Raw genomic sequence first — 11,268 nt, forward strand, 5'->3', positions numbered from 1 at the left:
CCTCACCTCTTTTTGGCCGGTCGGCACGTGCCGACCGGCCAAAAAGAGGTGAGGCGCCCCTGAGCCGCCAAAGGCCCCTCCCGCCCGGCGTAATCTGCTCGAGGACGGCCGTCGCCGTCCGGCCGCACGTCGATCGTTCGGAGGTTCGAGATGACCTCGTCGCCGGTCGGGCTCACGACGGGCCTGCGTGCCCTCAGGGGACGGCGGGGGCCGCTCGCGCTCGCGCGGCCCGTGCCCTGGGTGTCGTTCACGCTCTACCTCGCGGTGCTCGCGGGCGGTGTCTACTACGACATGGTTGGGGCGGGCGACCGCGAGTCGATATACATGGTCGGTTTTGTCGGCGGCCTCGTTTCGCTGCTCGTCCTCGACGTCGCTGAGCGGCGACGCTTCGGGACCAGGCCTCCTGCGGGGCCCGCGATCGCGCTGCTCGCCGCACGCCTCGGGCTGTTCGCCGCGGTTTCCGCGTTCGACGGCTCCGGGCTGTCCCGGGCCCTGTTCCTGCTGGTGCCGTTCACCGCGTACTTCGCCTTCGGGCGCAGGACGGGGATCGCGCTGGGCATGGCGTGCCTCGGGCTGCTGGCCGCCGCGCTCACCCTGTCGGTCCCCGGCTGGTACACGCGGGCGGAGTACATCTCCGACCTGCTCATGTTCGCCCTCGGCCTGGTCCTCGTCGTCGCGACGGCCGAGGTCGCCGTCGGCGAGCAGGCGGGACGGGTACGGCTCGAGCGCACTCTGCGGGAGCTTGAGGAGTCCCACGGCCTGCTGACGGCCTACGCCGGGCAGGTCGCCGAGCTCTCGACCGCGATGGAGCGAACCCGGGTCGCCCGGGACATCCACGACAGCCTCGGTCACCACCTGACCGCGATCTCCATCCAGCTGGAGAAGGCCTCCGCCTTCCGGGACCTGGACCGCGCCGCCGCCGACCGGGCACTGACCGACGCCCGGTGGTCGGCCAGGCGCGCGCTGGAGGAGGTGCGCCAGGCGGTACGCGCGCTGCGCGCGGGAACGCGGCCCTTCTCACTGTCGGAGGCCCTCGCCGAACTGGTCGGGCACGCCGGTGACGGCCGCCTGGCGGTCACCCTCGACCTCGTGGGACAGGAGGACGGCTACGGCGCGGAATCGCTCGCCGCGCTCTACCGGGCCACCCAGGAGTGCCTGACCAACGCCCGCAGGCACGGTGACGCCGAGCACGTGTCGATCTCGGTGACGTTCGGGGAGTCGGTCGCGCGGCTCGTTGTCACCGACGACGGCAAAGGCTTCTCCCCCTCCACGCGGAGGGAGGGATTCGGCCTGCTCGGGATACGGGAGCGCACCCGCCTCCTGGGCGGCGGACTCGACATCCGGAGCGGCAGAGGAGTGGGCACCGTGATCACCGTGACGGTCCCCCGCACCGCCGGGGCCGCGAGCCGTACGGCGCAGGCGGCCGGATGAGCGAGGACGGTACGGAAGACCGGGTGAACGAGAACGGTGAGAACGGTGAGGGCGGCCGGACGGGCGGGGGCGGCATGGGCAGTGCGTCCGGCGGGCCCGTGCGCGTGCTCGTCGTCGACGACCAGGAGCTGATCCGCGAGGGCATCGCCTCCCTGCTCGGCATTCAGCCGGGCCTGACCGTGGTCGGGACCGCCAGGGACGGGGAGGACGCGGTCCGGCGGGCCCTCGCCCTGGAACCCGACGTGATCCTGATGGACGTCAGGATGCCCGGGGTCGACGGCGTCGAGGCGGTGACGATTCTGCGCCGCCGGATGCCGCGCTGCCGGATCGTCATGCTGACCACCTTCGACGACGAGGAGTACATCGTCCAGGCGCTCGCGGCGGGCGCGGCGGGTTATCTCCTGAAGGATCTGCCCGCGGCCGACCTTGCCGACGCGGTCCGCCTGGCCAACGCCGGTGTCACGCAGCTCGACTCGTCCGTTATGGGGCGCCTGGCGTCCATGCTGGCCCGCGCGGACCGTTCCGCGCCTGTGCCTGCGGAGGGCGGGCAGGCGGGAGAGGACGAGGGGGGCGGAGGCGTGCTGACCGGCCGTGAGATCGAGGTGTTGCGTCTCGTTGCGGGCGGCTCGACCAACCGGGAGATCGCCTCGCGCCTGTTCCTGAGCGAGGGAACGGTTAAGAACCACATCTCACGCATTCTCGGCAGGCTCGGCTTGCGGGACCGGACCCAGGCCGCCATCTACGCCCGAGACCACGGGTTGCTCTGATCCTCCCGCTCTGCTCTGACAGGCCCGGGACGACCAGCCATGGGACCCAGCCAAGACCCCCCGGGTGTTCCGGCCTGAGCGGCACGGGTGACGGCGCGCCGTACGACCGGCCCGCTCCCGCCCCGGCTCAGACCGGACCTCGCTCAGCCGCCGCTCTTGCGGCGGAAGGAACGCTTGCCCGCGATCGGGCCGTGGGCACCGTGGATCTTCGAGGAGCCCTTCCCCGTGCCACCGGCGGCCGCGTCCGTCTGGGCGAGCTTCTTGCGTTCAAGCGCCTCGCGGAACTTGCGCTTCAGCTCGTCCTCGGCACTCTCGGAACTTTCGGGTTCCGGTGTGACGTCAGACATACGGACCTCCTGAATCTGGGCGGCCGGTCAAAACTCCGGCCAACCGGATCATCATCTTCTCATGTCCTCTGCCGGGGGCGGCTGAGGGTAAATATGAAAGACTCTTATATAAGCAGGGTAGCCCTGTCCGTAGGGTCTCCGAGTGAGGTCGAGAGGATGCAATGAGACAGGAGAGCGGCGACGCGTCCCTGCTCCGCAGGCTGAACTCGGCGGCGATCCTGCGGATCCTGCGCGGCGGGGAGGTCGTGACCCTCACCGAGCTCGCCAGGGCGGCGCGGGTCTCCCGGCCGACCGCCGAGGGGATCGTCGAGGATCTGCTCGCCAAGCGGTGGGCCGAGGAGTGCGAGGGGGAGTCCGCGGACCGGCAGCGCGGTAGGCCGGCCAGGCGTTTCCGCTTTCACGGCTCGGCGGGTCACGTGATCGGCGTCGACGTCGGAGGCTACAAGCTGCTGGCCGTGACCGCCGATCTCAACGGACGGATCCTGGCGACGCGCAGGGTCACGGTCTCCCCTGACCTGCCTGCGGACGAGCGGATCGCGGCCGTCGCCGCGCTCGTCGAGGAGAGCGTCGTCGACAAGGAGAAGCTGGCGGCGGTCGCGATCGGCACCACCGGGGTCGTCGACGGGGCGGGGCGGGTGGTCAAGAGCGTGGCCATCCCTGGGTGGACCGGGGTCGACCTCCAGGCCGGGCTGGCGGCCCTGCTCCCCGTGCCGGTGCTGGTCGAGAACGACATGCGGCTGGCCGTGCTCGCCGAGCACTGGCGAGGGGTCGCCGAGGGGTACCGAGACGTCGTCTACCTGTTCACCGGCAACAGGATCGGTCTCGGCCTGCTGATCGGCGGCCGGTTGCATCGGGGCAGCCACGCTGCCTCAGGGGAGATCGGCGACCAGCCGAGCGGCTACCGGCTCGCCTTCCGCAACGTGATCGACTACGCCATGTCCGCCGATCCCGGTGAGCTGCGCTCTCCGAGGCAGTCGGCCGAGTTCGCGGTCGGCCGGGCGCGGGCGGGGGATGAGGAGGCGGCCCGCGCGGTCGAGGCGTTCGCCTTCCGCCTGGCGGAGGGGCTCGTCACCATCGTCAACCCGCTCGATCCCGAGCTGGTCGTGGTCGGTGGCAGCCTGTCCCAGGCCGGGTCGCTGCTGGTCGAGCCCATCCAGCGGCACCTGAATCGGGTCACCCTCTATCCTCCGGAGGTCGTGGCCTCCCGGCTCGGCAACGAGTCCGTCGCGCTCGGCGCGGTCCGTCTCGCCCTCGACCATCTCGACCGGACGCTGTTCACCCCAGCCTCCTGAGCCGGGCGCCCGCGCCGCCGTGACCGCCGCCCCTCGCGATGACCGGTACCTGGACATCGCCCTCGGGGACATAGCTCCGCCTGCCGCCGTTCGCCTTCACCGGCTCGAAGTGATTCGCCGGCGTCAGTGCACGCCCAGGGCCATCAGCACCAGCAGGCCCGCGAGGTGGCCGACCACGACGAACACGATGACGAAGAGGAAGATGAACCTCGCGGGGCCGTGCTCGAAGTGCTTGCCCTCGTTGAGCGCGGGACGCCCGGCCTGACGCTCGGCGATCCGCTCCTCGATCGTCTTGCCGCGAAACATGGGACTCCCTCTCGCCCGCTGATACTTTGCACAATAATAGTTTGTGCACCAATTATCGTACTATGGGGGGTGGGAGGTGCTGTGAGTGACACGATCGATGCCCTGAGCCTGGAACGGCAGGTGTGCTTCGCCCTTGCGGTCGCCTCGCGCAGCGTCATCGGCGTCTACCGGCCGCTGCTGCAGCCGATGGGCCTGACTCACCCGCAGTATCTGGTGATGCTGGCCCTCTGGGAGCACGCGCCGTTGTCGGTGAAGGAGCTGAGCAAGCTACTGCAACTCGACCCCGGTACGCTGTCACCGCTCCTCAAGCGTCTTGAGGCGATCGGTTACGTCCGGCGGCAGCGGGACAGCCAGGACGAGCGTGTCCTGCTGGTCACGCTCAGCCAGGAGGGCCGGGAGCTGAGGAGCGAGGCTGAGAGGATTCCGTCGTCCGTGGTCGACCGCCTGGGTATGGACCTGGAGGAGCTGCAGGAGCTCCACCGGTCGCTGACCCGCGTGATCGCCGCGGCGAACGGCGCACCTCACTGAGCAACGGAGAGGACAGGAGAAAGGCTCATGGCTGGAAGCCACGGAGGAAGCCCCAAGTCTTGGCTTGCGGTGATCGTCATTCTGATCGGGTTCACCGTCGGTGGTGTGGCCCTGTGCATCGGCCCCAGCTGGGCGCTGTTCTGGGCCGGGGCCGGGATCATCGCGGTCGGCGGCGTGATCGCCCTGGTGGTCGACATCTTCTCCGACGTGATCATTGACGCTCCCCGGGTGCCGCTGGACAACGGCAACTGATCACAGGGGCTGATCCTCCTTTCGCAGGGCCTCCTCGGTGGAGGGGGAGAGCTCGAAGGCGGAGCGCAGGCCGGTGATGGTCAGGATGCGCTCCAGGGTGCCATGGACCCCGGCGAGGACCAGGCGGGTGTCCAGGGCGCGGCTCCTCCTGAGGTTCGCGATCAGCTCCGCGACGCCGGTCGAGTCGCAGAAGGTGAGCGCCGTGACGTCGATGACCATGGTCGGGGGAGGGGCCTCCTCCCAGATCTTGGTCATCTCGCCGCGGAGGACGGGGGCATGACGATAGTCGAGCTCCCCGCTCGCCTCGACGACGCAGGCCGTGCCGTGCATGCTCCATGAAACCGCGAAAAAAGCCATGATCCGCTCCTCCGCCCGCGGGGCGCAGGGCGGGCTGTCTCTGTCCTATCAGGTCTGAGGCTCCGGCGAGGCACGGAGAGTCAAGTGATCCGGACGCGGTGCCCGCCGTGCCGGGCCCGTGCCCCGGCCGCCGTACGGCCTCGCGAAGAAAACGCGGCGCGAACGCGAAGAACCGTGACGTCGGTCACTCTATGGGTTCTGATGGTTACCCGATCGGAGTTTCCGTCGAGGCCGGGGAGGCCGAGCGCCCATGTCCCGAGATCGAACCCGTTGCCTGTATGTGGCCGTCGTCCTGGCGACGGTCGCCGGCGCCGTCGTCGGACTGGCGGCTCCCGGGGTCGGACGGGGGCTCGGGCCACTGGGCACGGCCTTCGTGGCGCTGATCAAGATGATGATCGGCCCGATCGTCTTCTGCACCATCGTGCTCGGCATCGGATCGGTCACCGGGGCGGCCAGGGTCGGCAGAGTCGGCGGCCTGGCACTGGCTTACTTCCTCGTCATGTCGAGCGTCGCGCTGGCCCTCGGCCTGGTCGCGGGCAACCTCCTCGACCCCGGCCAGGGGCTCGAACTCACCGGCGACCTCGGTAGGGCCGCGGGGACCGAGGCGGCTAAGGGGGCGGAGGGCGGCCTCGTCGCCTTCCTGCTCGGGATCGTCCCGGCCACGCTCGTCTCGGCGTTCACCGAGGGACAGGTGCTGCAGATCCTGCTGGTCGCCCTGCTCGCCGGGTTCGCCCTGCAGTCCATGGGGGAGGGGGGCGCCCCGCTGCTGGCCGCCGTCGGGTACGTGCAGCGGCTCGTCTTCCGCGTTCTCGCCATGATCATGTGGGCCGCCCCAGTGGGAGCCTTCGGCGCGATGGCCGCCGTCGCCGGTGCGACCGGCGTGGACGCGCTCAGGGGTCTTGCCGTCATCGTGCTCGGCTTCTACGCGACCTGCCTGGTGTTCGTGCTGGCCGTACTGGGGCCGCTGCTCTGGCTGGCCGCCCGGGTCAACCTGGTCTCGCTGCTGCGCTACCTCGGCCGGGAGTTCCTGCTCATCCTGTCCACCTCGTCCTCCGAGTCGGCGCTGCCCCGGCTGATCGCGAAGATGGAACATCTCGGGGTGAGCCGCTCCGTGGCCGGTGTCACCGTGCCGACGGGCTACTCCTTCAACCTCGACGGCACCGCCATCTACCTGACGATGGCCACTCTGTTCGTCGCCACCGCGACCGGCGCCCCCCTCTCGCCGGGCGAGCAGATCTCCCTGCTCGTCTTCATGCTCGTCGCCTCGAAGGGGGCGGCCGGGGTCACCGGGGCGGGCCTGGCCACGCTCGCGGGCGGCCTGCAGTCCCACCGCCCCGACCTGGTCGACGGCGTCGGCCTGGTCGTCGGCGTCGACCGTTTCATGTCGGAGGCGCGGGCGCTGACCAACTTCGCGGGCAACGCGGTCGCCGCCGTCCTGGTCGGGACCTGGACCGGCGAGTTCGACAGGGAACGCGCGGCCGAGGTGCTTTCCGGCCGCGCCCCGTTCGACGAGACCGCCCTCCTGGACGAGCCGAGTTCCGCTTCGCGGCGGCCGGAAGCCGTCGCGCGGTCCGTGGCCGGGGTGTCGGGGAGAGCGAATTTCGGGGAAGGCGGAGGATCCCCCGCCTATGCCGATCATGAAATCCTCGAACGCGATGAGAATAAAACACATTAATCGCTCTTGGGGTAACAAACCCCACCACGCCTATGTCGAAGCCGCTGGAGGGCGATCTGTCAGCAGGAAACTCCTGGTAATGTTCGCGAAAACTCGACGATTCTCCCTTCTTCCTGAGTCGTGATCATCTGAGGGAGTTCCGGATGTCCGAAACGCAGGTTTATGTCGTCGCTGCGGTCGCGGTCGTGATCGTGGCCCTGATAGTGCTCGCGTTCAGCAAGGGCTGGATGGGCAAGGTGTTCTTCCGGTACGACAACACGGAGGCCGGTGTGAGCGCTCCAGAAAAGACCGGCCCCACCCTCGACATGAACAAGACCGATGTCAGGGGAGGGTCCAAGGTCCGTAACCGCAAGGGCCTCCTCAAGATGAACCGCACCAAGGTCGACGACTCGACCATCGAGAACGGCTGAGCACCTGCAGACGCAGCTTTTTGATTTCGAGATAGTCCGGGAAATGCTGAGAAGCGCGCTCGCCGAGGAGCGGTTCTTTCTGTTCGCGCTGGCGGCGCCCAGATATGCGGGCAAGACCCGGTTGCTGTTCGAGTTCAGCGAGGAGGCGCACGAGGACGCCATTTCCTGCTATCTGGACCTGGACGAGGTGACCGGGCTGGAGGACGTGGTGACATCGGTTCTCGCGAGTGCGGATCCGGGGGAGTTCCCGAGCCTCAAGGAGAGCCTCGTCCTCATCGACCGCGGTGTGGAGCTGGACCGGACGCGGATCCGCAATTCGCAGGTCATGATCCACAACTCGCTGTCGGCGCAACGTCTCAAAGTCGTGCTCGCCAAATCCCTGGCCGCCGACTTCGCGCTTCACTCGCGCCCCCTCCTGCTCGCGCTGGACAACACGCCGAGCTGCACCCCGGACGCCTCGGCCGCCATCGAGCTGATGGTCCGCGCCATGCGCACCCGCGGACGGGGCGTCGTCGTCGCGGAGAAGGTGACGGAGGACGTCGCGGCACGGGTGCTGGGGAACAGGAAGACGGGTCCCGACGGCCTCGCCGTCAAGCTGCTGGACAAAGCATCCAGCGTGGAGCTCCCGAGGCTGGACGCGGCGGAGATCTCCCGATGGGCGGAACAGATGGGGATAGTCCAGGAAGCCGAAGGATTCGACTCGCTCGCGACGACGAGCGGCGGGCTTGCGGGGCTGGTCTTCGCGGGGCTTCTCAACATCGCCCACAAGCTCGACCAAGAGGTGTTCAATGTCAACTGAACCGGGTGTGGTGCGGAATCTCGCCAGGCATCTGGCGGAGTCCGCTCCGGGGGAGATCCTGGCGCTGAGCTTTCTCGACGAGTTCGACCTCGTGACGGCCCAGACACTGACGAGGCATGTGTTCAGGACGGACGTGACGATCGAGGGCGAGTGGTGGGCCAGCGTTTTCGAACGGCGCGGAGCCCGGTGGATCACTCGCCCGTTCCTGCGCCCACCCCTCCGGCGCTCGCTCATGGAGAACGACCCCGAGACGGTCCGTTTCGTATGCGCGGGCATGGTGGATCTGAGCATCGGAGACCAGCTCTCCGACCCCTTCTCCCTGTCGATGTGGTTCTCCCGCTTCGGGACCCAGCCCCTGGGCAGATCCTCCCTGTTCGCGCTCGCTCTCGAAGAGCCCCGCCTCGCTTACGAGTCCCTGGAACTCCTGAGAAGAAACGAGGAGTCCTTCGTCTACCGGGCCGCGTTCGCCCGCCTGAAGAACGCCTCCGAGTCCTGGGCCGATGTTTTCCGGATGGTCGCGGAGAGGTCTCCGGCGCTGAAGCGGGTTTACTACGACAACATTCTGCTGGTCCTGGGACACACGCCCCCGCGGCCGCGAGCGAGGCCGAAGGCGGGGCCGGGGGAGCGGGTCGCCGGCCGGACGGTCCGCGGCGGGGGCCTGGAGCTGAGACTCGACGCGGCCTACCAGTGGGAGTACGTCGTCCTGAAGGACACACCCAAGGGCCCATACGAACCCCGGCTCATCTGGCCCGCGGCCTCGTCTCCCGCGTTGCTGACAGGACCGGTGGCCGTACCTCTGCCGGCCGGGGTCCAAGGGGCGCTGGAAGGCGCGGCCGGGGACGATTCCCGGGCGCCCCGGAGGCAGGAGGCGTCGCGGTGGCGCGAGGAGGGAAGTCGGCGGACGTTCCGGGAAAGCGAACCCGACATTGGCGATCTCCTTGTCACCTCTCTTTTCCCGAGGGGGGAGGTGGAACGGGCGATCCACAAGATATCCATCGTGAACGACTACCACATCGAGCGTGAACTGCTCCTGACCCTCCGGCCGCCGACCGTCCGGGAGGGAGAGGACTCGCCTCACTACATCGTTCTCTGGCAGATCCCCGACAGTGCCGCGAAGGCCCCCGACCTTCAGCGGATCGGAGCCGATGGGTTCCCCATCTTCGGCCCCTCCTCGGGGGCGGCGAGCACTCTGAAGGAGCGCTTGAACGAAGTCCTGGACAGAAGGGCCGGCGGGCCCGGCTCCGAGCCGCCCCTGATAACGGCCGCGGTCTACGTCCAGCTGGATCGGCTGCGGGCGCAGCCGTGGAGGATCATCCGCGCACCCCAGAGCCGGGCCGAGTCTCAGGTCTCGGTCCAGTGGAGCGAGGAGATCCGCCTTTCCCAGAGGTGGACCCTGCTGCGCGCGCTGAGGGGGAACGTCGTCATCTCGGTGCAGACCTCGGGATTCACCATCGAGGAGGACTTCCAGGTGACCGTGAGCACGCCCCAGGACCTGCAGGTGCACGCTCTGGAGCTGGGCGTTCCGCAGCGCTCGGAACGTCTGGACATCCCGAGCGTTTTCACCGACTCGACGCTGGTCGTCAAACTGAGGCTCTCGCGTACCACGCGGTTGTACCTTCAGCTCACCCCTCTGCTGCTGGGAGTCGTTCTGGGCGTCGTCGCCGTCGCGGCGGCGTCCCCGGTGAACGCCGACTTCGCCCTGCAGCTCGTCTACCTCCCCTTCACCGTGGTTCCCATCGTCGTGTCGACCGTGATCGAAATGCGCCGTCAGCGCACCCACCAGGGTGGTCGTGCCTTCCGTTACCTGCCACCTTTCTTCGTGGCGCTCTGGTCCATCACGACGACGCTTGTGCTCACCGTGTTGCTGCCCTTCGACTCCTACTGGCACATGACGGCCCAGGTGGCGGCCGGTTCGTACGGCGCCCTTCTGATCGCTGGAAGCGGGTTTATCGCGATCATGGCCGGTGGCGTCCCGTCCTTCTTCCGATCCCGCGCAGACTCGTCCGGCGAGTAAGACCTGTGGTCCGCCGGGCACGCCGCCGTTCTTCGTACGGCTCAGCTCGGCGCTCAGCCGCCGTACCGGCGCCTCAGGCCGACACGCGCAGGAAGCCCAGATGCGCGGCCAGCCCGTCGAGGTCGACGCCGAGACGGCGCAGGATCCTGACGGAGACGTTCGAGCCATCGGCCAGCAGGCCTCGCAGCAGGTCCTTCTCCGTCACCCGCGGTCCTGCGCCGCGCCAGTTCGCGGCGACCTCGACGACCTTCCTCGCGCCGCCGGTGAGGGGGAGGACACCGGCGGGGCCGGTGAGCGTCACGCGGAGCGGGCGGACACGGGAGCGGCGCAGCCGCCACGCCGCCGGATCGTCGCGCCGGACGGGGATCCTGCGGCGGACCTCGTCCAGGTCGATGCCCAGCGTGGCCAGCAGTTCATGGTCGCCGGGGGCGCCCCCGATCTCTGCCCTGACAGCGGACGCCGTCACGGTGAAGCCCTCGACCGGCCACGACTCGGCCAGGGCGAGCAGCAGCATGTCCTCGTCGAGCGTGTTACGGCCGCAGTCGAGCGCCAGCAGGGCGGCGCGGACCATGACCCGCCGAGCCTCCGGAGTGAATGCGTGGAACATCGTCATCTCCCGCCGTCGGTGATCCGGTGTGCGTGCTTCCTGTGAGCCGTCTGCCGCTTCACGCCGAGCGCCGCCGCGATCGCCTCCCAGGACGTTCCCCTGGCCCGGGCGTCGGCGACGTGCGCCGCCTCGAGTTCCTCCAGCAGTCGCCGCAGGGCCGCGACCGCGGCCAGCGCGGTGACCGGGTCGTCGCCGCCGACGGCTCCGGCGAGTTCGGTTACCGATGCCATGATGTCAGCTTATGCTGACAAGGGCCATTTGTCAGCATAAGCTGACGTTTTCCCTTCCGGAGTTCGCCGCCGGGGGACGGGTTTCTCGTTGAAAGCTGTCCTTATAGCGTTGACCTGGGGATACTGAACAAGCAGACAGACCTGTCGGACCGCCTTCTCCCGCGCCGTGCCGCTGCCGGGCGGAGGGGGCTCGCCGGGCGCACATGAACAGGTAGGCCATGCGAAGCTCGTCACCCGCCAGCCGGAACTGCCC

Annotated in this window: 14 protein-coding genes; 9 read left to right on the forward strand and 5 right to left on the reverse strand. The window is 68.9% G+C overall.

Annotation, left to right across the window (positions count from 1 at the left end):
- Window positions 1-150 precede the first annotated feature (150 nt).
- Together AB0395_RS45880 and AB0395_RS45885 are read left to right on the forward strand one after the other, a co-directional pair.
- Window positions 151-1,431 (forward strand): sensor histidine kinase, encoded by a 1,281-nt coding sequence (locus tag AB0395_RS45880; protein WP_366293933.1) that lies wholly within the window; start codon window positions 151-153, stop codon window positions 1,429-1,431.
- Window positions 1,428-2,198, forward strand: a complete 771-nt coding sequence (locus tag AB0395_RS45885; protein ID WP_366293936.1) for a response regulator transcription factor — start codon at window positions 1,428-1,430, stop codon at window positions 2,196-2,198. Before AB0395_RS45880 ends, AB0395_RS45885 begins: the two co-directional genes overlap by 4 nt.
- A 143-nt stretch (window positions 2,199-2,341) precedes the next feature.
- On the opposite strand, the gene AB0395_RS45890 is transcribed toward AB0395_RS45885, so the two are convergent.
- Window positions 2,342-2,545: a DUF5302 domain-containing protein gene (locus tag AB0395_RS45890; protein WP_366293939.1), complete on the reverse strand. Its 204-nt coding sequence runs from the start codon at window positions 2,543-2,545 to the stop codon at window positions 2,342-2,344.
- 161 nt (window positions 2,546-2,706) lie between these two features.
- Between AB0395_RS45890 and AB0395_RS45895 the strand changes: the two genes are divergently transcribed.
- A complete protein-coding gene (locus AB0395_RS45895; protein WP_366293942.1) occupies window positions 2,707-3,837 on the forward strand; it encodes an ROK family protein in 1,131 nt (376 codons plus the stop codon).
- A gap of 123 nt (window positions 3,838-3,960) precedes the next feature.
- Here AB0395_RS45895 and AB0395_RS45900 read toward each other — a convergent pair whose 3' ends face one another.
- Window positions 3,961-4,143, reverse strand: coding sequence for a hypothetical protein (locus AB0395_RS45900; RefSeq protein ID WP_366293945.1), 183 nt, complete (start codon window positions 4,141-4,143; stop codon window positions 3,961-3,963).
- An 81-nt stretch (window positions 4,144-4,224) separates the two neighbouring features.
- Here AB0395_RS45900 and AB0395_RS45905 point away from each other — a divergent pair, with 81 nt between their 5' ends.
- Window positions 4,225-4,671, forward strand: coding sequence for a MarR family transcriptional regulator (locus AB0395_RS45905; protein ID WP_366293948.1), 447 nt, complete (start codon window positions 4,225-4,227; stop codon window positions 4,669-4,671).
- Between the two features lie 27 nt (window positions 4,672-4,698).
- Window positions 4,699-4,923 (forward strand): HGxxPAAW family protein, encoded by a 225-nt coding sequence (locus AB0395_RS45910; RefSeq protein WP_366293951.1) that lies wholly within the window; start codon window positions 4,699-4,701, stop codon window positions 4,921-4,923.
- Here AB0395_RS45910 and AB0395_RS45915 read toward each other — a convergent pair whose 3' ends face one another.
- Entirely contained in the window at window positions 4,924-5,280 is a 357-nt protein-coding gene (locus tag AB0395_RS45915; RefSeq protein WP_366293953.1) for an STAS domain-containing protein, read from the reverse strand.
- 250 nt (window positions 5,281-5,530) lie between these two features.
- Between AB0395_RS45915 and AB0395_RS45920 the strand changes: the two genes are divergently transcribed.
- From AB0395_RS45920 to AB0395_RS45935, 4 genes are all read left to right on the forward strand, one after another.
- Window positions 5,531-6,955, forward strand: a complete 1,425-nt coding sequence (locus AB0395_RS45920; protein WP_366293956.1) for a cation:dicarboxylase symporter family transporter — start codon at window positions 5,531-5,533, stop codon at window positions 6,953-6,955.
- A 143-nt stretch (window positions 6,956-7,098) separates the two neighbouring features.
- Window positions 7,099-7,365, forward strand: a complete 267-nt coding sequence (locus AB0395_RS45925; RefSeq protein WP_366293959.1) for a hypothetical protein — start codon at window positions 7,099-7,101, stop codon at window positions 7,363-7,365.
- Window positions 7,366-7,408: 43 nt separating this feature from the next.
- Window positions 7,409-8,164, forward strand: a complete 756-nt coding sequence (locus AB0395_RS45930) for a hypothetical protein (protein WP_366293962.1) — start codon at window positions 7,409-7,411, stop codon at window positions 8,162-8,164.
- Window positions 8,154-10,178, forward strand: a complete 2,025-nt coding sequence (locus AB0395_RS45935) for a hypothetical protein (RefSeq protein WP_366293965.1) — start codon at window positions 8,154-8,156, stop codon at window positions 10,176-10,178. The genes AB0395_RS45930 and AB0395_RS45935 overlap by 11 nt, the downstream gene beginning before the upstream one ends.
- A gap of 73 nt (window positions 10,179-10,251) precedes the next feature.
- Here the strand turns inward: AB0395_RS45935 and AB0395_RS45940 are convergent, their stop codons facing one another.
- Together AB0395_RS45940 and AB0395_RS45945 are read right to left on the reverse strand one after the other, a co-directional pair.
- Window positions 10,252-10,785 (reverse strand): Clp protease N-terminal domain-containing protein, encoded by a 534-nt coding sequence (locus AB0395_RS45940; RefSeq protein ID WP_366293967.1) that lies wholly within the window; start codon window positions 10,783-10,785, stop codon window positions 10,252-10,254.
- A 2-nt stretch (window positions 10,786-10,787) separates the two neighbouring features.
- Entirely contained in the window at window positions 10,788-11,015 is a 228-nt protein-coding gene (locus AB0395_RS45945; RefSeq protein WP_366293970.1) for a helix-turn-helix domain-containing protein, read from the reverse strand.
- Window positions 11,016-11,268 lie beyond the last annotated feature (253 nt).

Source organism: Streptosporangium sp. NPDC051023 (assembly GCF_040689595.1).
Taxonomy (GTDB): Bacteria; Actinomycetota; Actinomycetes; order Streptosporangiales; family Streptosporangiaceae; genus Streptosporangium.

Bases quoted from the DNA above. Each gene is read 5' to 3' on its own strand.
- AB0395_RS45880 (WP_366293933.1), top strand. From the start codon at position 151: ATGACCTCGTCGCCGGTCGGGCTCACGACGGGCCTGCGTGCCCTCAGG.
- AB0395_RS45885 (WP_366293936.1), top strand. From the start codon at position 1,428: ATGAGCGAGGACGGTACGGAAGACCGGGTGAACGAGAACGGTGAGAAC.
- AB0395_RS45890 (WP_366293939.1), bottom strand. From the start codon at position 2,545: ATGTCTGACGTCACACCGGAACCCGAAAGTTCCGAGAGTGCCGAGGAC.
- AB0395_RS45895 (WP_366293942.1), top strand. From the start codon at position 2,707: ATGAGACAGGAGAGCGGCGACGCGTCCCTGCTCCGCAGGCTGAACTCG.
- AB0395_RS45900 (WP_366293945.1), bottom strand. From the start codon at position 4,143: ATGTTTCGCGGCAAGACGATCGAGGAGCGGATCGCCGAGCGTCAGGCC.
- AB0395_RS45910 (WP_366293951.1), top strand. From the start codon at position 4,699: ATGGCTGGAAGCCACGGAGGAAGCCCCAAGTCTTGGCTTGCGGTGATC.
- AB0395_RS45915 (WP_366293953.1), bottom strand. From the start codon at position 5,280: ATGGCTTTTTTCGCGGTTTCATGGAGCATGCACGGCACGGCCTGCGTC.
- AB0395_RS45920 (WP_366293956.1), top strand. From the start codon at position 5,531: ATGTCCCGAGATCGAACCCGTTGCCTGTATGTGGCCGTCGTCCTGGCG.
- AB0395_RS45925 (WP_366293959.1), top strand. From the start codon at position 7,099: ATGTCCGAAACGCAGGTTTATGTCGTCGCTGCGGTCGCGGTCGTGATC.
- AB0395_RS45930 (WP_366293962.1), top strand. From the start codon at position 7,409: ATGCTGAGAAGCGCGCTCGCCGAGGAGCGGTTCTTTCTGTTCGCGCTG.
- AB0395_RS45935 (WP_366293965.1), top strand. From the start codon at position 8,154: ATGTCAACTGAACCGGGTGTGGTGCGGAATCTCGCCAGGCATCTGGCG.
- AB0395_RS45940 (WP_366293967.1), bottom strand. From the start codon at position 10,785: ATGTTCCACGCATTCACTCCGGAGGCTCGGCGGGTCATGGTCCGCGCC.
- AB0395_RS45945 (WP_366293970.1), bottom strand. From the start codon at position 11,015: ATGGCATCGGTAACCGAACTCGCCGGAGCCGTCGGCGGCGACGACCCG.